The sequence below is a fragment of the Caballeronia sp. INML3B genome, from assembly GCF_023631305.1.
Lineage (GTDB): Bacteria > Pseudomonadota > Gammaproteobacteria > Burkholderiales > Burkholderiaceae > Caballeronia > Caballeronia turbans.
The window spans coordinates 26571-45890 of the sequence record NZ_JALQDI010000036.1 but is presented as its reverse complement, the minus strand read 5'-3'; the positions used below and the strand labels follow the sequence as shown (position 1 = coordinate 45890).

The window sequence follows — 19320 nt, the reverse complement described above, 5'->3', positions numbered from 1 at the left end:
CGTCACGCGCTCCTTCTTTGAATCAGCCGATGCGGCAGCAGCACGCCCGGCACTTCGGCGCGCGGATCGCGCAGGCGCTTGAGCAAGAGTTCAGCGGCGGTTTCGCCGAGCAGTTGCATCGGTTGCGACACGGTCGTCAGGGGCGGATAGACATGCGCGGCGACGGCGATATCGTCGAAGCCCACGACCGCGACATCGTCCGGCACCGCGAGCCCCACGCCGCGAAAGCCGTTCATCACGCCGATGGCGAGCGTATCGGAGACGGCGAAGGCGGCGGTCGGCCTTGCATCGCCGAGTGAAGCCAGTTGCACGGCCGCGCGTTCGCCGGCGTCGTAGTCGAGACTGTCGAGCTCGATCAGCCACTCCGCACGCGGCTCGATGCCCGCGTCCTTCAGCGCGTCGCGATAACCCGCGAGGCGTTGACGCCCGTACAGATAGCCCTGTCCCGAGTTGATGAGCGCGATGCGCCGATGACCCTTGGCCGTCAGATAGCGCACGACGTCGCCTGCCGCGAGATGATTGTCGATGCCGACATACGGCACGCCCGCCGCCGGATCGAACTCGCAGCACGCGACCCACGGCAGCGCCGACGCTTCTTCGGCGAGCGCCTTTTGCACGGCGGCAGGATCGAGGCAGATCGCGCCATCGGCGCGGCGTCCGCGCAGAAGATCGAAATAGCTGCGCTCGCGTAGCGGGTCCGCACCGGTGTCGCACAGCAGCATGAAGTAGCCGTTCTGGCGCGCGACGCTGTCGATGCCGCGCACGATCGCCGCATAGAACGGGTTGCCGAAGTCGGGGACCATCGTGAGCAGCAGGCGGCTTTCCGCCGTGCGCAGATTGCGCGCGAGCTCGTTGATGCGATAGCCGCTCAGCGCGACCGCTTCGCGGACTTTTTCTCGCGTCGCCTCGCGAACGTTCGTGTGGCCGTTAAGCACGCGCGAAACGGTGGCCACCGACACGCCCGCGCGCTCGGCGACGTCGGCAATCGATACTTCCTCACGTGGACGAACCGTATCTGACATTGCGGCGTCGCTCGCGGCGATCGAGATGTAATGGATTACATTATTTGATCGTACGAGCGCAATGGCAACAGCAATCGACTAGGGACAAACGCTTAAGACAGAAATCCACGGGCATGTGTCGATCCCTTGCAGGGTTGCGCGTCGTAAGGTGTGAGCGGGCCGATCACGCTCGACACCAATACACTCTTTTGAAGGAGCAATCCACATGCGATTCATGATGCTGATGATCCCGCGCGGCTACGAAAGCGCGGAGCCGGGCGCGATGCCGAGTGCGGAAGCCGTCGCCGCCATGATGAAGTACAACGAGGAATTGCAGAAGGCCGGCGTGCTGCTCGCGCTCGACGGACTGCATCCGCCGTCGATGGGCGCGCGCGTCACGTTCGAAGGCGGCAAGCCGCGCGTCACCGACGGACCGTTCGCCGAGGCGAAAGAAGTGCTCGGCGGCTACTGGATGATCCAGGTGAAGTCGCGCGAGGAAGCGATCGAATGGGCCAAGCGTTGTCCCGGATCGGAGAACGAGATGATCGAAGTGCGGCAGGTACAGGAGATGGAGGATTTCCCGCCGGACGTGAAGGCAGCCGCGGCGGGGTTCGACGAGATGCAGAAAGCGGTCAGGAAATGAGCGAGAGCCGGCCCCGATCGTGCCGGCCCCGCTCACGTCACGACGCTCAGATCAGGCGCTCCAGCGCGAGCGCAATGCCCTGCCCGCCGCCGATGCACAACGTGACGATCGCGCGCTTCACGCCGTCACGGCGCATTGCGTGCGCGAGACGCGTCGTGAGCACCGCGCCGGTCGCGCCGATCGGATGCCCGTGCGCAATCGCGCCGCCCTCCACGTTGACGATATCGTCCGGCACGCCGAGCGTCCTCGCCACGGCGATCGGCACCGCCGCGAAGGCTTCGTTGATCTCGAAGCGCTCCACATCGGCGAGGTTCCATCCCGCGCGCTGCAACGCCTGCTGCACCGCAGGCACCGGCCCGAGCCCGAACATGCCCGGTTCGACCGCCGCCACGCCGAACGCCGCGAGCCGCACGAACGGTTCGATACCGCGCGCATCGGCTTCCTTGCGGCTCGTCACGATCATCGCCGACGCGCCGCTGTTCAGCCCCGGCGCATTGCCCGCCGTGATCGTGCCGTCGGGACGAAACGCCGGGCGCAGTCTGGCGAGCGTCGCGAGACTCGTGTCGGGGCGCGGCTGCTCGTCGCGCGCGAACGTGACGGTTTCCCGGCCCGCCTTCACATCGACGCCGACGATTTCCGCATCGAACGCGCCGTCCTGCTGCGCGGCCGCGAACAACTGTTGCGAACGCTCGGCCCAGCGGTCCTGCGCTTCACGCGTGATATCCAGCTTCGTCACGAGGTCTTCGGTGTGCCAGCCCGAATGCTCGCCGGAAAACGCATCGACGAGGCCGTCGCGCAGCATGCTGTCGTAGATCTGCGCGTTACCCATGCGATAGCCGCGGCGCCCGCCGTCGAGCAGATACGGCGCGCGATCCATGTTCTCCATGCCGCCCGCGACCGCGAGCCTGGCGATGCCCGCCGCGATCTCGGTCGCGGCTGTCGCAATGGCTTGCGCGCCCGAGCCGCACACGCGATTGACGCTCAGCGCGGGCACGGAGACGGGCACGCCGCCGCCGACCGACGCCTGCCGCGCCGGATTCATGCGGTTGCCCGCCTGGATCACGTTGCCGAACACGACCGAGTCGATCGACGCGGGATCGAGCGCGCTGCCCGCCCGCCGCAGCGTTTCCGCGATCGCCGCCGCGCCGAGATCGACGGCGGGCGTGTCCTTGAGCGCGCCGTTGAACGCGCCGATCGCCGTGCGCACCGGATGAGACAAAACGATGTCTTGCGCAAACATGGCGGTGCCTCGCTTAGCGTGGGATGCCGGTGAGATAGATCGGCGTGTCGGTGGAGAGCGAACGCTTGACGTCGCGCCCGGTGTCATCGACGAGCACTTCTTCCTGGTTCTTTTCCAGCGCGGCGAGCACTTCGTTCACCACATGCGCCGGCGTCGACTTCGGCGCGGTGACCTGCGCCGTCATGTCGGTGTCGATGTAGCCGGGATGCGCCGCCACGACGAGCGTGCCCTGCTCGCGCAATTCCTCGCGCAATGCGTTGGTGGCCGCCCACGCCGCCGCCTTCGAAATGTGATACGCGCCGCCCGCCGGCAACGAAACCCAGCTCAGCACCGACAGAATGTTGACGACCGCGCCGCCGCCGTTCCTCTTCAGAACGGGCGCGAACGCCTGCGTGAGCGCGATCGGGCCGAACGTGTTGATCTCGAGCAGATCGCGGATGCCTTGCGTCGATGCCGGATCGACGAGCAGGCCGCGCGTCGTCGCGCCCGCGTTGTTGACGATCACCTGCACGTCGCTATAAGTCGCGGCCGCTTCGGCGATGTCGGCCGCGTTGGTCACGTCGAGGCGGATCGCTTCGACGCCGGGAATATCGACGCTCTTCGGATCGCGAGCGGCGGCGTAGACCTTCGCCGCGCCCGCTTCGAGCAGCGACTTTGCGAATTGCTTGCCGAGGCCGCGATTGGCGCCGGTGACGAGAACGACTTTTCCTTTGATCTGCATGATGTGCTCCATCAAACTGTGCATATGCACTAATACGATACGAAAAAGGCCCGCGCCCGGCGAGCCTGGTCGATGCCGCTCACTCCATCGTCGTCAGTTCGAACAGCGATTGACGCAATGCCTTCGCGCGCTTTTCGCCGAACTTCGCTTCGAATTCCGCCTGCGCGACACGCCATTGCGCCGATGCCTTGACGAGCGTGTCCTTGCCGGATGCCGTCAGCCGCAGACCGACCGCGCGCGAGCTGGCGGATTCCTGCGCCGCTTCGACGAGGCCGTCGCGCTGCAAGGGCTTGAGCGCGCGCACGAGCGTGGTGCGGTCCATCACCATCGACTCGGCGAGCTCGGCCATCTGCACGCCGGGCCTGCGCCCGATCGCCGCGAGAATCGTGAACTGCGCCGCCGTGATGCCGACCACGTTCAGGTGCCGCTCGTACATCTGCGACACATAACGCGCCGCCTGGCGGATAGCGAAACAGTTGCAGTCGAGAGGAGAAGAGTGGGAAGTCATGTCGAGCAGGATATGAGTGCATATGCACTTTGTCAAGCAAGGGAATATCGATCGTTGCGATAGGCGCCGCCCGGCGATGGTCGGGAATCGTCGTTCGCCGCGCGGTGCCGAAACGCGCCGAGCCGCCCCCGGCTTGCGATCGCGGCACATCGGGCCTGTGCCGAAATCCGCATCGGACGCGCGACTTAACACCAAGACGCGGCGAAATTGGCTTTCTACATTGCGCATGTCCGCTGCCTGTGCCGGGCCGCGCGCGAAGCGGCTGCTTTCATCGCCGGATTGCCGGCCGTCGAGGGCAAGTCCGTCTTGCCGGCACTGGACCGGTCGTGTTCCATTCGATTGCCAAATCAAAAGGGAGAGGAAAACCATGCGCATCCGTACCAAACCTTTGGCATGGCTCGTGGCATGCGCCGCGGCCACCTTCGCCGCCGCGCCCTTCGCCGCGAGCGCCGACGAACTGCCGGTGAAAGTGGGTTTTGCCGCGCCGCTGACCGGCGCGAACGCGGGTTACGGGAAAGACCTCCAGAACGGCGTGCAGCTCGCGCTCGACGAAGCCAACGCGAAGAAGATCATGATCGGCGGCAAGACGGCGAAGTTCGAGATCCGCGCGGAAGACGACCAGGCCGACCCGCGCGTCGGCGTTCAGGCGGCGCAGAAGCTCGTCGATGATGGCGTGGTAGTCGTCGTCGGGCACTTCAATTCGGGCACGACGCTGCCCGCCTCGCCGATCTACAACAGCGCCGGCATCCCGACGATCGACCCCGCCGCGACCAATCCGACCATCACGACACGCGGCCTGGAGAACATGTTCACCGTGATTTCGAGCGACGCGCAAAACGCGGGCAACGCCGGCGCGTATGCAGTGACGACGACGAAGGCGAAGCGCATTGCGATCATCGACGATCGCACGGCCTTCGGTCAGGGCGAAGCCGACGAGTTCGAGAAGGCAGTGAAGGCGAAAGGCGGCACGATCGTCACGCGCGAGTACAGCGACAATCAGACCGTCGATTTCAGCGCGCAGCTCACGCGCATCAAGGCCGCCAACGCCGATCTGATCTTCTTCGGCGGCCTCGACCGCCAGGCGGCGGCAGTCGTCAAGCGGATGAAGCAGCTCGGCATGAACGCGCAGTTCGTCGGCGGCGGCGGCGTGATGGACGCCGATTTCCTCAAGCTCGCGGGCGATGCCGCCGAGGGCGCGCAGGCGTGGGAATACGGCAGCCCGCTCGACAAGCTGCCCGAAGGCAAGGCGTTCAGCGACAAGTTCCAGAAGCGCTTCGGCGTCGCGATTCTCTCGTATGCGCCGTTTGGCTACGACGCCGCATGGGCCGCGATCAACGCGATGCAGAAGGCCAATTCCATCGATCCGAACGTGTACCGGCCCGTGCTGAAAACGAACACGTTCCAGGGCATCACCGGGCCGATCGCGTTCGACAGCAACGGCGCGCTGAAGAACGCATCGTCGACGCTGTATCAGGTGAAGAACGGACAGTGGGCGTCGGTCGTCACCAAGCACGGCATGTAACGATGCTTCAGGCCGGCGCCGCGTGCGTCCGCGCCTGAAGTCCCGCGCGCGTTTTCGCCGCCTCGTCGCCCAGCCATTGCGCGAATTGCTGCAATGCGGGCGACGGCGCGGGCCGCTCCGGATACGCGAGGTAATACGCCGCGCCGCTCGTCACGCACAGCGGGAACGGCGCGATCACGCGCTTCGCGCGCAAATCTTCCTCGATCAGCGAGACATCGCCGATCGTCACGCCCAGACCCTGCATCGCCGACGACATCGCCAGATCGAGCGTGTCGAAATGCTGCGCTTTCGTCGACGGCAGGCCCGCATAGCCGTAGGCGCCGAGCCACAGAAGCCAGTCGCGGCGGTCTCGCGTGGGATGCAGAAGCGTCTTGCCGGCGAGATCGTCGGGCGCGGGCGCGGCGTGCTTTTTCGGCTTCCACAATTCGGGCGCGCAGACGGGCGTCAGCACTTCATCGAAAAGATGATGCGACACCACGCCTCTGAGCGACGGCGCGGCGCCGAACACGATCGCCGCATCGAACGCCTCCGCGCCGAACTCGACGCCGTGCGACACCGACGCCGTCACCTCCACCACCAGCTCCGGGCGCTCATTCTGCAAGCGGATGACGCGCGGGAGCACCCAGCGCATCGCGCAGGTCGGGCACTTCACGCGCAGAATGCCGGATTGCGCGCCGCCTTTCGCGAGCGCATCGTCGATATGCGCGAACGCCTGTTGCAAGGGCGCGACGAGCAGCGCGCCGTGCTGCGTCAACGCGAGCCCGCGCGCCTGCCGCGTGAAAAGCGCGTAGCCGAGATGCGCCTCGAGTCCCGCAATCTGGCGGCTGACCGCGCCTTGTGTCACGTTCAGCACCTCGGCGGCGCGCGTGAAATTCAGCTTCTGCGCGACCACGAGAAAGGTCTTGAGCAGGTCGAGGGAGGGGAGCTGTTTCATCGGAGCTATCGGGTTTTTTGACATGTAGCCATGAATTGCAAGCATGGCTAGTATGACAAAGTTTCGATTGTCCGCGCTTTATTGCTGCGGTTGAATCGACGGCAGTCATCGCCGAACCGCAATACCGGAGACACTCGCCGTGCAAAGCGCCTGCATTCCCGAATCGAAGCTGCCGAAAGTCGGCACGACCATTTTCTCTGTCATCGGCCAGTTGGCCGAGGAGCATCACGCGCTCAACCTGTCGCAGGGCGCGCCGAACTTCGCGTGCGATCCGAAGCTGATCGAAGGCGTCGAGCGAGCCATGCGGGCAGGACATAACCAGTATTCGCCGATGTCCGGCGTCTTCGCGCTGCGCGAGGCAATCGCCGTGAAGACGCAGAAGCTGTATGGCGCGCAGTACGATCCGGACACGGAAATCACGGTGGTCGCGAGCGCGAGCGAAGGCCTGTACGCGACGATCAGCGCGCTCGTGCATCCCGGCGACGAGGTCATCTATTTCGAGCCGTCCTTCGACAGCTATGCGCCGATCGTGCAGTTGCAGGGCGCCACGCCCGTCGCAATCAAGCTTTCGCCCGAGACTTTCCACATCGACTGGGACGAAGTCGCCGCCGCGATCACGCCGCGCACGCGCATGATCCTCGTCAACACGCCGCACAATCCGACCGGCAGCGCGTTCACATCCGCCGACATCGAACGGCTCACCGCCCTCACGCGCGACACGAAGATCGTCGTGCTGTCGGATGAAGTCTACGAGCACGTCGTCTTCGATGGCGCGCCGCATCACGGCATGGCCCGCTATCCCGAGCTGGCGCAACGCAGCGTGATCGTGTCGTCGTTCGGCAAGTCGTATCACGTCACGGGCTGGCGCGTCGGCTACTGTCTCGCGCCGGCGCCGTTGACGGCCGAGATCCGCAAGATCCACCAGTTCATGACCTTCTCCGCCGATACGCCGATGCAAATGGCTTTCGCCGAAGCACTCGCGGACGAAGCGAGCTATCTGAATCTCGGGCCGTTCTATCAGCACAAGCGCGACCTGCTCGCCGAATCGCTGAGGCAATCGCGCTTCGAACTGTTGCCGAGCGCGGGCAGTTTCTTCATGCTGGCGCGGTATGACGCGATCTCGAACGAGTCCGACAGCGACTTCGTGCTGCGCCTGATCCGGGAAGCGCGCGTCGCGACGATTCCGCTGTCCGCGTTCTACACCGACGGCACCGACAACCACCTGATCCGTCTTTCGTTCGCGAAAGACGACGACACGCTCGTCGAAGGCGCGCGCCGCCTTTGTTCGATCTGACGATTTCCCTGGAGACCAACACGATGAAACTCAAACACATCGCCAGCGCCCTGTTCGTCGCATGCACGTTCGCGAGCGGTGCGGCGCTTGCCGCCGATACGCTGCGCTTCGGACTGGAGGCGCAATACCCGCCGTTCGAATCCAAATCGTCGACGGGCGAACTGCAAGGGCTCGACATCGACGTCGGCAACGCGGTCTGCGCCGCCGCGAAGATGCAGTGCAAGTGGGTCGAGACGTCGTTCGACGGCCTGATTCCCGCGCTGCAGGGCCGCAAGTTCGACGCGATCAACTCCGCGATGAACGCGACCGACCAACGCCGCCAGGCGATCGACTTCACGACGGTCGTGTATCGCGTGCCGACGCAACTGATCGCGAAGAAAGGCAGCGGTCTGGAGCCGACGTCGGCATCGTTGAAGGGCAAGAGCGTGGGCGTGCTGCAAGGCTCCATTCAGGAGACGTTCGCGAAGGCGCACTGGGAGAACGAAGGCGTGAAGGTCGTGCCGTATCAGGATCAGAACCAGGTATATGCGGATCTGAAGTCCGGCCGTCTCGACGCGACGCTCGTGCTCGCGCCCGCCGGACAGACCGGGTTCCTGTCGAAGCCGGACGGCGAAGGCTTCGCGTTCGTCGGTGCGCCGGTGCGCGACGACAAGATTCTCGGCAGCGGCATCGCTTACGGCGTGCGCAAGGGCGACGATGCGCTGAAGGCGAAACTCAACGCGGCGATCGAGAAGGTTCGGGCGGACGGGACCATCGACAAGTACGCGAAGAAGTATCTCGGCAATATCGATATTTCAGCGAAGTGACACGGCGGCGGCTTCAGCAGCTTTTTTTGAGCGCAGGCACACTGGCGGCTTGACCTTCTCGGCCGCGGCGCGACCATCGCGGCCCCGAGCATTGGAGCCGCATGAGCACGCCGACGACGCCCCGTTCCGCCGCCGCATCGCCACCTGCGCCGCCTGCGCCGCTCGCAGGCGGCCAGCTCGTCCTCGCCACCTTCGCGGTGGCGCTCGCGACCTTCATGAACGTGCTGGATTCGTCGATCGCCAATGTCGCGATTCCGACGATCTCCGGCAATCTCGGCGTGTCCGTCAACGAGGGCACGTGGGTCATCACCGTGTTCGCGGCATCGAACGCCGTCTCCATTCCGCTGACCGGCTGGCTCACACAGCGGCTCGGGCAAGTGCACCTTTTCGTCGGCGCAATCCTGATGTTCGTGCTGTCGTCGTGGCTGTGCGGCCTCGCGCCGAATCTGCCGGTGCTGCTGTTCGCGCGCGTGTTGCAGGGCGCGGTCGCCGGGCCGCTGATTCCGCTGTCGCAGGCGATCCTGCTCGGCTCGTATCCGAAAGAGAAATCGTCGATGGCGCTTTCGCTCTGGGCGATGACCGCGACCGTCGGGCCGATCGCCGGTCCCGCGCTCGGCGGCTGGATCACCGACAGCTATTCGTGGTCGTGGATCTTCTACATCAACATTCCGGTGGGCATCTTCGCGGCGGGCGTCACGTGGCTCATCTACCGCGATCGCGAATCGCCGACGCGCAAAGCGCCGATCGACGTCATCGGTCTGCTGCTGCTCGTTTCGTGGGTGGCGTCGCTGCAGATCATGCTCGACAAGGGCCGCGACCTCGACTGGTTCTCGTCGCCGCTGATCGTGGTGCTCGCGATCGTCGCGGCCATCGCGTTTGCGTTCTTCGTCGTGTGGGAGTTGACCGACCCGAATCCGGTCGTCGATCTGCGTCTTTTCGCGGGGCGCAACTTCTTCGGCGGGACGGTGGCGATTTCGGTCGCGTACGGCGTGTTCTTCGGCAATCTCGTGCTGCTGCCGCAATGGATGCAGCAGTATCTGAACTATCGATCCGTCGATGCGGGGCTCGTCACCGCGCCGCTCGGCATCTTCGCCGTGATCCTCGCGCCGGTGATGGGCAAGGTCTTGCCGCGCAGCGACGCGCGCATCATCGCGACGATGGCGTTCATCGGTTTCGCGTTCGTGTTCTGGCTGCGCTCGAAGTACGTGATCGAGATCGACACGTGGCATCTCGTGCTGCCGACGCTCCTGCAAGGCATCCCCATGGCGATGTTCTTCGTGCCGCTCACAGCGATCGTGCTCTCGGGATTGCCGCCGTCGAAGATTCCGGCGGCGGCGGGGCTGTCGAATTTCGCGCGGGTGTTTTGCGGCGCGGTGGGCACCTCGCTCGCGGGCAACGCGTGGGATAACCGCATCGCGCTGCATCACGAGCGGCTCACCGAGCAGGCGAATGTCTACAACCCGGCGTTTCTGCAGTCGCTCGGGCTATCGCAATCGACACTCGATGTCAGCGAAGCGCAAGCACGCGGGATGTTCAATTTCACCGTCAACACGCAAGCCGCGATGATGGGGCTCAACGATATCTTTCTGATCTCGGCGGTGATCTTCATTTTGATCATTCCGCTAATCTGGATTACGAAGGTGGCGAAGGGAGGCGGGGGCGGGGCGGCTTCGGGGGCGCATTGAAGGTAGCGCGAGCCTCGCGCGGCTCGCGTGGCTCGCGTGGCGTGTTACTCGGGCAAAAACCCCTGCTCCAGTACCGAGGACATCGTCCACGGACAGCTTTCCGGGAAATCTGCGAAACCGATACGCGCTTCATTCGCCGCCTGTTCGCGCGCATCGCCCCACATATCGGCGATCCGGTCCTCTTCGGTGAGCATCGGCTTCAGACTCGGCGTTTTCCTGAGCCGTCGCTCGATTGCGGCGCGCTGAGTCAGGATGGTGTTCGTCCAGCTATTGGTTCGCCGCTCCGGCTGAAACTGCCACTTCAGCAAATGCGCCAGCAAGATCGCCATCCTGCTCGCGAATTCCCTTTGTTCACTCTTACCGACGTCCTCGATTTCCTCAGCGATATGCTCGATATCGATGGACGCAAGCTTCCCTGCACGCAGCAGCGCGGCCTGTTCATAGGCCCACGCCACCACGTCCTTTTCATAAGGTGTTCCCATCGGCAGATTCCCGTTTTCCTTCGGATTTTCGGTATCGCCCATGCTAGTTTGCATTCCCTTGTTCATGCAGATCGTCCAGACGGCTAACGCGACTCACTTCAAACCGAGTTCCACGCGCGAACCCGCCCCCTTGTCCTTGATATCGTCCGCGGACATCTTCGGCGCGACGACAAAAATCCGCTTGCTGTCGATCTTCCCGTCGAAGTACTCCTGCACCGCCTGCGCGCGACGCTGCGCCAGATCGCGCAGCGACCCGTCATCCACCGGCGCATTCTTCGTCAAGGCCGCTTTCATGTCCGCATCGGACACCGTCTTCGTCATGCCGATGAAGTTGGTCGGCTTCTTGAACTCCGCCGACTTGTACACCTTCGCCAGATACTTGTCGTAGTCGGCATCCGATATCTTGATCGCGTTCCAGTCCACGGTCTCGCCGTTGTCGGACATGTCGCGCACCTTCGCGCGCTTGACCTGGCCGTCGAGCCACGCGGCCCGCAACGCCGGCTCGTCCGTATTCGGATCGACACGGCCCGTCACGTCCATTCGCACCGACGGCTTGTCCACCAGCGCCTTGGCAATCGTATCCAGCTTCTTCTGCGCGGCATCGTTCAACGCGGCCGAACCCGCATCGAATTCGATGTAGTTGAGATCCTCGCCGCTGCCGCCGCCGAACGCGTGCGCGAGCAGCGTGAACGGCGCGGTCACCGCCTTCTGCACGAGATTCACGATCGCCTGCCACACGAGCCCGCCGATCGAAAACTCCGGATTGTCGAGCGACCCGGAAATCGGAATGTTGACGTCGATCTCGCCGCGCGAATTCTTCAAGAGCGACACCGCGAGCCTCACCGGCAGCTTCGTCGCCGTCGGATTGTCGATGTGATCGCCGAACGTCAGCTGATCGATGAAGAGATGATTGTTCGCCGTGAGCTTGTTGTCGGCCAGCATGTAGTGCAGATCGACGTTGAGCTTGCCCTTCGTGATCGGATAGCCCGCGTACTTGGACGAATACGGCGTGAGGTTCGTCAGCTCGACGCCGTGCGCGCTCGCCGTCAGATCGAGCGCCGGCTTCTCGATCAGCGGGTTGATTTGCCCCTTGATCGATACCGGCCCGTTCGCCGCCAGCTTCGCCGATACATCGACGGGCGCGGGCGTCGTCGAACGCGTGCCGAATGCGCCGATCGTGCCGTTGATCGCAACGAGATTCGCCGTGTAGTTCGGCTTGATGAAGTTGTCGGTATAGGTCACGCGGCCGTCCTGCAGCACCAGCTGGCCGAAGTGCATGTTGACCGGCGGCCCGGAATCCGACGCGGTTTTCACCGGCACAGTCGCGGGCGCGCTCGCCGCCGCCGGCGCAGACGCGCCTTCCTCCTTCGCTCCGCCGCGCGTCACCGATTGCGGCCCGCCCTCACCCGCCACCACGCTCTTCAGGTTCAGCCTGCCCTGCGCGTCGAGCAGCACGCGGCCGTAGAACTTCGCGAAGGTCACGCGCGCCGCGTCGATATCGGTGCCGCGCTCGCTGTAGTTCACCTTCGCGTTGGTCAGGCCGAGCAGCTTCCAGCCCGCGAAGCGGTCGGACGTCGCCTTGTCGAGCATGCGCACATCCGACAACGAAACATCGCCCTTATACGACGCCGCGAGCGTCTTGCCGCTGCCCGACATCGCGACATCGCCGTTCGCGTTCAGATAGGCGCTCGTCACTTCGATGTTCAGCCTGTCGCCGAAATACGGCTCGAACGCGGAGGCATCGACCTGATCGCCCTTCACGTGCAGCGCGAGCTTGAGCGGCGTGACCGTGACATTGCCGCCGATCGCGAGCGCGCCACGGCCGTTCAACGTGAGCTTGCCATCGACGGCGAGCGGTTTGGTCAGATCGTCGCTGAACTGCTTCACGTTCACCGCGAGCGGCGCGACGCGCAGCTTGACCGGCCGCGCCGTGGATTCGTCGGTGATATTCGCCGATGCATCGGCGAGCGTGATCTCGCCGATCTGATAGCGCCACGCCGGGCCGGCCGCCTGCGCCTTCTGGATCTTGCGCGTCGCGGTCTGCTCGGGCGCGGCCTCGTGCGGCCCCGCGAGCGCGGCGAGATCGATGCTGCCGTCCTTGCGGCGCGTCGCGTCGAGCGCGAGACCGCTCAGTTGGACGCTGTCGAGCGATGCGTTGCGCGCGGATACATCGACCTTGCCGATCTTCGCCACCGCCGACGCCAGCTTGATCGGCGCGCCGCCGCCCGCATTGGGCACGAGCGCGAGCGCATCGAGTTTCACATTGCCCGCGCCGACCTGCACGCCGCCATCCGGCTTGCTCCAGTCGACCGACACCGGCAGGTTCGCGCCGAGCGTGCCGCTCGTCACCCGCGCGGCCATCAGGTTCGCGAGATACGGCTGCAGCGGCGGCAGCGCCAACGCGTTCAGCGCCAGCTTCACGTCCGCCGTCTTCGCGGCGAGCGTCACGTTGCCCGAGGCATCGAGCGCGCCGCCCTTGTCGAATGCGGTCTTGAGCGTGTATTTCGCGGGGGTCTTCGCGAGCGTCGAGAAACCGTCGAGCGTGACGGCGAGGCCGGTGAGCGCACCCTGCGCGCGTGTCTTGAGCAACTGGTCATCGAGGGCGATCCTGCCGCCGTCGATCGCGAGATGACGGATCGTCAGATCGAGCGGAGGCGCGGCCTTTTGCGCTTCCTTCGCGTCTTTCGCCGGCGCGGGACCGGCCAGTTTCTGCACATTCAACTGTCCCGCCGGATCGCGCGCGAGATGCACATCGGGGTTCGACAGCGTCACTTCGTCGAAGTGATAGATGTCGCGCAGCGGCTCTGCGTTCGCGATCTTCACGTGCAGCGCGCGGGCCGCGACGAGCGGCGCGTTCGCCTTGTCGATGACGGCGAGATCGGCGAGATCGGCGGTGCCTGCAATGCGGATCGTCGGCGTGTCGCCCGAGATCGCGAAGTTCACGTTGAGATCCGTCGACAGCTTGCCGCTCTTCACTGCGACCGGCACCGAGGCCGGCGCGTATGACGCCATCTGCGGCACGTCGAGGCCATCGAGCGTGAGCGCGATCTCGGATTCGCGCGACTGCGCGAACGGCTTGGTGCGCCCTTTCACGACGAGCGGCGAGCCGTCGATACGCGCCTGCAACAGCGGCGTCACGAAAATGTCCGTGGCCGACGGCAGCGTCGCGATGAACGGGATGCCGAGCGCGAAGCGGTCTATCACGTGCTTCGCCTTCAGCAGCCTGTCATCGAATGTGATCTGGCCATTTTCGAGCCGGATGTTCGACACCGAGAAGCGCGCGGGCTTGTCCGAGGGCGTCGGCGAGGGCTTCGAGAACTTCGCGATCAGATCGGAGAAGTTGAAATGCTCGCCGTCGAAGCGCACGACGTTGATGCGCGGCGAATCGATTTTCAGTTCATTGACGACCGGCGCGAGCCTGAACACCGACGACCACGAGGTGCGCACGACGAGCCGCGACACATCGACGAAATCGGCCGGGGCGCCCGGCGTCTTCGCGAGATTCGCGGGCGATTCGCCGATATGCACGCCATCGGCTTCGAAATCGAGCGTGTAGGGATTGAGCGAGATGCGCCTGATGCTGACCGGGCGATCGAGCTGCTGCGCGAGCTGCTGCTCGGCGATATGCCGGATGACCGGCGGCGCGACGAAAAACCCGAGCGCGCCGATGACGAGTAACGCAATCAGCAAGCCGATGAAGATGCGCCGCGTGCGCCGCGCATGAACGACTCCGCGCAGGGTTTGACCGGCGGAGGCAAGAGAAGACCTGGTGATGCTTGACATTCGATGCGCGGCGACAGGCCGCCCGTATGAGCGCCGCCCGAGCTTCGCCGTCCCGGAAAGATGATGTTCGAGTATACGACGAGGCGGCTCGCAAACGTTGCCCAAACCGCGTATCAAAAACATGAAGGCCGCGAAAAAATCGCGGCCTTCATGTTTCAGTCTGATTGCTTTCGCGAGTCTGACTCACTGCCGGTGAACGGGCGGCGGCGCCCATGTGCCGTCGCTCGCTTGCGCCTTGGGCGCATAGAGACGCATCGCGAGCTGGAATTCGCCTTCGGGCGCGGGCAGCCAGTTCGCGTCGCGCGCGCGTCCCGGCGACTTCGCCGACACGATCACGTCGACGGAACCATCGCGATTCTTCTTGAGCCGGTCGCGGTCGGAGAGCGACAGGCGCGGCAGCGTCTCGTTCGCGAGCGCGCCGTCCTTCGTATACGCGGTGATCGTCCAGAAGCCGCGCACCGGCGGCAACTGATCGGGCGCGAAGTGCAGCGTGTACGCTTTCGTGCCGTCGAGCGCGTGGCCTTCGCTGTCCACGCGCGTCACCGGCTTCACTTCGCCTTCCTTCGTGCTCGTCGCAGTCTGGCGGCGTGCGAGATAGGCGCGCAGCGTGTAGTCCGTGCCGTAGATGCCCACGCCATCGCCGAACCAGGTCCAGCCGTTCTTCGTGATCGCGTTCGGCGGCACCGTCGCGAGCCGCTCGCGCGCATCGGCGAGGCCGGAATCGAGGAGCGGCGCATCGGTCTTCCTGAACTGCACCGGCTCGCCGGGCTTCACGCCGAGTTCGGCGAGCTGGCTCATCGCGTGGGCATCGTCGGTGGCGGCGGGATTGTCGTCGAGCGAGCGGGCAAGGCGCGCGAAGAACGCGTTCGCGTCGAGCGCTTCGGCCTGCGCGCCGGGTGCTACCGTTGCCAGTGCGGAGGGCAGCGGCGGCACCGCGGGCTGGCGCGCGCCGTTCGCGGGCCACGCGCCGGCCACCGCCGGCGTCGGATCGGCGGCCGAGCCCTTCGCGGGCGTCAGCGTGTCGATGCGCATCGACGTCTGCAGCTTGCGCGCCTCGCGCACATCGCGCGGGCCGTTCACGCGCACGCGCACCGAAAGCCACACGTAACGCGTGCGCGTCTCGACGCGCGTCGCAACGGCGGGCAGCGTGCCGGTCCAGCCCGCGGGCACGAACGCGATCAGTTGCATCTTGGGATACGGCGTCGTGTCGGCGCTGGAATAGAGCGCGTTGGTCCACGCGTCGAACGCGCGGGCGTCGAGATAGCGGCCGTGCGGCGCGGCGGGCAACGAGACGATCACCGGATCGGCAAAGACATCGAGCCAGGCGGTCGATTCGAGCGTATCGACGCTCGGCCAGCCCGCCGCGCCTGCGGGCGGCAGCGCGATCGCGTGACGGAACGTGTTGAGCGGCGTCTGCCCGGGCTGCCCGGTGCGGCCGCTGGCACGCTCGCGGGCGATGTCTGAGGCGACGAGCGGAAATCCGAACGTATAGGCGTCGGCGACCTGATTTTTCACCCAGCCCGTGCTGGTCGGCTTCACCTCGGGCTGCTTTGTCGCACAGCCCGCCAGGAGCGCCATGCCGGCGAGACTCACGCTCATCCAGGTTGCGGTGTTGAGCGGAAACGTCCAGCGTCGGTTGTTCTTCATTCGAATGTAAATCCGGTTCTTCTTTCGATTTGGGTCTTCGCGCGATCCGGTTCGGGATCGATTCACGGCACGCTCGCAAGCGGCTCGATGCCGCCCCGAATCCCCGCGCGGCGCGCCACGAGCATTATCTCGAAATTCGGGTTTTAACTTAACCGCTGACGATAGGCAAGATGAAGCGTATAAAAGCGCTCCGGCAGGTCGAAGAATGCACCAGATGCCGGTCAAAAGCACTGAATGTCGCGCGTTTCGTCCTTCGAATACGATGATTTTCGATGTATTGCACGATCGCACGACGCCGTCCATTGCGTCCTTGACCTTCCAATCATTGGAAGGTCGATACTCGTGTCGTGAGGGATCTGCGCGATCCCAGCCAGACCGGAGCGTTTCACTATGTCCACAGCATCATCCGAGAATCCGAGAACCGCGCAACTCGCCGTGAGCGGCATGACGTGCGCCTCGTGCGTGGCGCGCGTCGAGAAAGTGCTCAAGCGCGTGCCTGGCGTCGAAAGCGTCGCGGTCAATCTCGCGACCGAGAAGGCGACCGTGCACGCGAACGGCGCCGTGACGGACGATCAGCTCGTCGCCGCCATCGCGAAGGCCGGCTATGAAGCCGCGCCGATTCTGCCCGAAGCCGCGCCCGCCGCCGCGCCGGCCGCATTCGATCGCGAGTTCGCCGCGGTGTTCGCCGCCGCCGTGCTCACCGTGCCGCTCCTCGCGCCGATGTTCGGGCTCGCGCTGAATCCGTGGCTGCAACTCGTGCTCGCGAGCGTCGTGCAGTTCGGCTTCGGCGCGCGTTTCTACGTCGGCGGCTATCGCGCGGTGCGGGCGTTCGCGGGCAACATGGACCTGCTCGTCGCGCTCGGGACGTCGGCGGCCTGGGGCTTGTCCGTCTATCAGATGTTCGCGCACGGCGGCATGACGGAGCATCTGTTCTTCGAGGCGTCGGCGGTCGTCATCACGCTGGTGCGCTTCGGCAAGTGGCTGGAAGCGCGCGCGAAGCGCCAGACCACCGACGCGATCCGCGCGCTCAATGCGCTGCGTCCGGACAAGGCACGCGTGCGCGACCGCGACGATCCGGCGCGCGAACGGGACGTCGCGCTCGCCGATGTGCGCGTCGGCGATATCGCCATCGTGCGGCCGGGCGAGCGCGTGCCGGTCGACGGCATCGTGCGCGAGGGCCGCACGCATATCGACGAATCGCTGATCACGGGCGAAAGCCTGCCCGTCGCGAAGGAACCGGGCGCCCGTGCGACCGGCGGCTCGATCAACGGCGAAGGGGTCATTGCGATCGAAACCACGGCGATCGGCGCGGAAACGACGCTCGCGCGCATCATCCGGCTCGTCGAATCGGCGCAGGCGGAGAAGGCGCCGATTCAGCGGCTCGTCGATCGCGTATCGGCGGTGTTCGTGCCGGCGATTCTGGCGATCGCGCTCGTCACGCTCGCCGGCTGGCTGCTGCACGGCGCAGGCGCCGAAACGGCGCTGCTCGACGCGGTCGCGGTGCTCGTGATCGCCTGCCCGTGCGCGCTCGGCCTGGCGACGCCAACCGCGATCATGGCCGGCACCGGCGTCGCGGCGCGCCAGGGCATTCTCATCAAGGACGCGCAGGCGCTCGAGCAGGCGCATGCGATCCGGATCGTCGCGTTCGACAAGACGGGCACGCTGACCGTCGGCCGGCCGAGCCTCGTCGCGTTCGATGCCGCGCCCGGGCAGGACCGGGCCGAAGCGCTCGGGCTCGCCGCCGCCGTGCAGCGCATGAGCGAGCATCCACTGGCGAAGGCCGTCGTGGCCGCCGCGAACGACGCGCCGCGTTTCGAGGCGAGTGCGGCGCGCGCGGTGGCCGGGCGCGGCGTGGAGGCGAAGGTCGGGGCGCGGCGCGTCGCGATCGGCAGCGCGCGCTGGGTCGCGGAACTGGGCGCGGGCGTGCCGGCATCGCTCGAAGCGCGGGCGCGCGAACTGGAGGCGCAGGGCAACACGATTTCCTGGCTCATCGATCTCGATGGCGCCGTGCTTGCATTGCTGGCATTCGGCGACACGATGAAGCCGACCGCGCGTGCCGCCGTCGAACGCCTGGCGAGCATGGGCGTGAAAAGCGCGCTCGTCACCGGCGACAACGAAGGCAGCGCGCGAAGCGTCGCGCGTGCGTTGGGCATTCCATCGGATCTCGTGTTCGCACAGACGCTTCCCGACGACAAGGCGCGCGTCGTCGCGCAACTGAAGGCGTCGGCGGGCGGCATCGTGGCGATGGCCGGCGACGGCATCAACGACGCGCCCGCGCTCGCCGCCGCCGACATCGGCATCGCGATGGCGAGCGGTACCGATGTGGCGATCGAAGCGGCCGGCCTCACGCTGATGCGCGGCGATCCGGCGCTCGTCGCTGATGCAATCGACATCTCGCGGCGCACGTACCGCAAGATCCGGCAGAACCTCTTCTGGGCGTTCGTCTACAACCTGATCGGCATTCCGCTCGCGGCATTCGGCTTGCTCGATCCGATGTTCGCGGGCGCGGCGATGGCGTTCTCCAGCGTGAGCGTGGTGACCAACGCGCTGTTGCTGAGAACGTGGCGCGCTCAGGCCGGCGCCGTCGAGGAAGCGCGCGCGGGCAAACCGATCACGCGTCCGGCGTAAGGTGCATCCGTGAGCGCGATGGCCGGCTCGGCGGCGATGCGCGCGGCGATGTCTTCATCGAACGATGCGGACTTCGGCGCGCCGCTCGAATCGATGTGCAGCATCATCTGCTCGCACGCCGACACCGGCTCGGCGGCATCGCCCTCGAACATCTCCATGTATAGATGGATGCGCTTTTTGTCGTGCGCAATCACGTGTGCAACGACCCGCACCGCCGCTCCTTCCTTGATTTCGCGCAGATAGCTGATGTGCGCTTCGAGCGTGTAGAGCGTGCGCTGCCTCGCGCGGCGGCCCGCGTCGTCGAGACCGATGCGGTCCATGAACGCATCGGTCGCGAGGCTGTAGATCAGCATGTAGAACGCATCGCGCAGATGGCCGTTGTAGTCGACCCATTCGGGTTTGACCGTATCGCGATAGATCATCGTC

15 protein-coding genes are annotated in these 19320 nt (G+C 65.6%); 6 read left to right on the top strand and 9 right to left on the bottom strand.

Features of this window, described 5'->3' with window-relative positions:
- Positions 1-2: 2 nt before the first annotated feature.
- Entirely contained in the window at positions 3-1022 is a 1020-nt protein-coding gene (locus NCS58_RS14205) for a LacI family DNA-binding transcriptional regulator (RefSeq protein ID WP_061120825.1), read from the bottom strand.
- 205 nt (positions 1023-1227) lie between these two features.
- On the opposite strand from NCS58_RS14205, the gene NCS58_RS14200 reads away from it, so the two are divergent.
- Positions 1228-1644: a YciI family protein gene (locus NCS58_RS14200; protein WP_061120824.1), complete on the top strand. Its 417-nt coding sequence runs from the start codon at positions 1228-1230 to the stop codon at positions 1642-1644.
- A 46-nt stretch (positions 1645-1690) separates the two neighbouring features.
- Here NCS58_RS14200 and NCS58_RS14195 read toward each other — a convergent pair whose 3' ends face one another.
- The 3 genes from NCS58_RS14195 to NCS58_RS14185 all read right to left on the bottom strand — a co-directional run bounded on the left by NCS58_RS14195 (position 1691) and on the right by NCS58_RS14185 (position 4113).
- A complete protein-coding gene (locus NCS58_RS14195; RefSeq protein ID WP_061120823.1) occupies positions 1691-2884 on the bottom strand; it encodes a thiolase family protein in 1194 nt (397 codons plus the stop codon).
- Between the two features lie 13 nt (positions 2885-2897).
- The gene (locus tag NCS58_RS14190; protein ID WP_061120859.1) at positions 2898-3605 is read right to left on the bottom strand and encodes an SDR family oxidoreductase; all 708 of its coding nucleotides are present in this window, start codon (positions 3603-3605) and stop codon (positions 2898-2900) included.
- A 79-nt stretch (positions 3606-3684) separates the two neighbouring features.
- Entirely contained in the window at positions 3685-4113 is a 429-nt protein-coding gene (locus NCS58_RS14185) for a MarR family winged helix-turn-helix transcriptional regulator (protein WP_061120822.1), read from the bottom strand.
- Between the two features lie 367 nt (positions 4114-4480).
- Between NCS58_RS14185 and NCS58_RS14180 the strand changes: the two genes are divergently transcribed.
- On the top strand, positions 4481-5635 hold the full coding sequence (locus NCS58_RS14180; RefSeq protein WP_061120821.1) for a branched-chain amino acid ABC transporter substrate-binding protein: 1155 nt from the start codon (positions 4481-4483) through the stop codon (positions 5633-5635).
- Positions 5636-5642: 7 nt separating this feature from the next.
- On the opposite strand, the gene NCS58_RS14175 is transcribed toward NCS58_RS14180, so the two are convergent.
- Positions 5643-6569 carry a LysR substrate-binding domain-containing protein gene (locus NCS58_RS14175; RefSeq protein ID WP_061120820.1) on the bottom strand — a complete coding sequence of 309 codons (927 nt, stop codon included), beginning with the start codon at positions 6567-6569 and terminating at the stop codon, positions 5643-5645.
- 139 nt (positions 6570-6708) lie between these two features.
- Here NCS58_RS14175 and NCS58_RS14170 point away from each other — a divergent pair, with 139 nt between their 5' ends.
- The 3 genes from NCS58_RS14170 to NCS58_RS14160 all read left to right on the top strand — a co-directional run bounded on the left by NCS58_RS14170 (position 6709) and on the right by NCS58_RS14160 (position 10354).
- Positions 6709-7863 carry a methionine aminotransferase gene (locus NCS58_RS14170; protein ID WP_061120819.1) on the top strand — a complete coding sequence of 385 codons (1155 nt, stop codon included), beginning with the start codon at positions 6709-6711 and terminating at the stop codon, positions 7861-7863.
- Between the two features lie 23 nt (positions 7864-7886).
- Positions 7887-8669: an ABC transporter substrate-binding protein gene (locus NCS58_RS14165; RefSeq protein WP_061120858.1), complete on the top strand. Its 783-nt coding sequence runs from the start codon at positions 7887-7889 to the stop codon at positions 8667-8669.
- A gap of 101 nt (positions 8670-8770) precedes the next feature.
- The gene (locus NCS58_RS14160) at positions 8771-10354 is read left to right on the top strand and encodes a DHA2 family efflux MFS transporter permease subunit (RefSeq protein ID WP_061120818.1); all 1584 of its coding nucleotides are present in this window, start codon (positions 8771-8773) and stop codon (positions 10352-10354) included.
- Positions 10355-10398: 44 nt separating this feature from the next.
- Here the strand turns inward: NCS58_RS14160 and NCS58_RS14155 are convergent, their stop codons facing one another.
- The 3 genes from NCS58_RS14155 to NCS58_RS14145 form a co-directional block, all read right to left on the bottom strand.
- Entirely contained in the window at positions 10399-10836 is a 438-nt protein-coding gene (locus tag NCS58_RS14155) for a DUF29 domain-containing protein (RefSeq protein WP_061120857.1), read from the bottom strand.
- A 93-nt stretch (positions 10837-10929) separates the two neighbouring features.
- Positions 10930-14619: a DUF748 domain-containing protein gene (locus tag NCS58_RS14150; protein ID WP_250477264.1), complete on the bottom strand. Its 3690-nt coding sequence runs from the start codon at positions 14617-14619 to the stop codon at positions 10930-10932.
- A gap of 183 nt (positions 14620-14802) precedes the next feature.
- Complete coding sequence (locus NCS58_RS14145) at positions 14803-16266, bottom strand: DUF1254 domain-containing protein (RefSeq protein WP_061120816.1); 1464 nt, start codon at positions 16264-16266, stop codon at positions 14803-14805.
- 390 nt (positions 16267-16656) lie between these two features.
- Here NCS58_RS14145 and NCS58_RS14140 point away from each other — a divergent pair, with 390 nt between their 5' ends.
- Positions 16657-18894, top strand: a complete 2238-nt coding sequence (locus NCS58_RS14140) for a cation-translocating P-type ATPase (protein WP_086961472.1) — start codon at positions 16657-16659, stop codon at positions 18892-18894.
- Here NCS58_RS14140 and NCS58_RS14135 read toward each other — a convergent pair.
- Entirely contained in the window at positions 18837-19316 is a 480-nt protein-coding gene (locus tag NCS58_RS14135; RefSeq protein ID WP_061120815.1) for a thioesterase family protein, read from the bottom strand. The genes NCS58_RS14140 and NCS58_RS14135 overlap by 58 nt on opposite strands.
- Between the last annotated feature and the right edge of the window lie 4 nt (positions 19317-19320).

Coding starts and splice junctions, on each gene's coding strand:
- NCS58_RS14185 (WP_061120822.1), bottom strand. CDS start 4,113: ATGACTTCCCACTCTTCTCCTCTCGACTGCAACTGTTTCGCTATCCGC.
- NCS58_RS14155 (WP_061120857.1), bottom strand. CDS start 10,836: ATGGGAACACCTTATGAAAAGGACGTGGTGGCGTGGGCCTATGAACAG.
- NCS58_RS14135 (WP_061120815.1), bottom strand. CDS start 19,316: ATGATCTATCGCGATACGGTCAAACCCGAATGGGTCGACTACAACGGC.
- NCS58_RS14165 (WP_061120858.1), top strand. CDS start 7,887: ATGAAACTCAAACACATCGCCAGCGCCCTGTTCGTCGCATGCACGTTC.
- NCS58_RS14195 (WP_061120823.1), bottom strand. CDS start 2,884: ATGTTTGCGCAAGACATCGTTTTGTCTCATCCGGTGCGCACGGCGATC.
- NCS58_RS14205 (WP_061120825.1), bottom strand. CDS start 1,022: ATGTCAGATACGGTTCGTCCACGTGAGGAAGTATCGATTGCCGACGTC.
- NCS58_RS14150 (WP_250477264.1), bottom strand. CDS start 14,619: ATGTCAAGCATCACCAGGTCTTCTCTTGCCTCCGCCGGTCAAACCCTG.
- NCS58_RS14175 (WP_061120820.1), bottom strand. CDS start 6,569: ATGAAACAGCTCCCCTCCCTCGACCTGCTCAAGACCTTTCTCGTGGTC.
- NCS58_RS14200 (WP_061120824.1), top strand. CDS start 1,228: ATGCGATTCATGATGCTGATGATCCCGCGCGGCTACGAAAGCGCGGAG.
- NCS58_RS14140 (WP_086961472.1), top strand. CDS start 16,657: ATGTCCACAGCATCATCCGAGAATCCGAGAACCGCGCAACTCGCCGTG.
- NCS58_RS14160 (WP_061120818.1), top strand. CDS start 8,771: ATGAGCACGCCGACGACGCCCCGTTCCGCCGCCGCATCGCCACCTGCG.
- NCS58_RS14145 (WP_061120816.1), bottom strand. CDS start 16,266: ATGAAGAACAACCGACGCTGGACGTTTCCGCTCAACACCGCAACCTGG.
- NCS58_RS14180 (WP_061120821.1), top strand. CDS start 4,481: ATGCGCATCCGTACCAAACCTTTGGCATGGCTCGTGGCATGCGCCGCG.
- NCS58_RS14190 (WP_061120859.1), bottom strand. CDS start 3,605: ATGCAGATCAAAGGAAAAGTCGTTCTCGTCACCGGCGCCAATCGCGGC.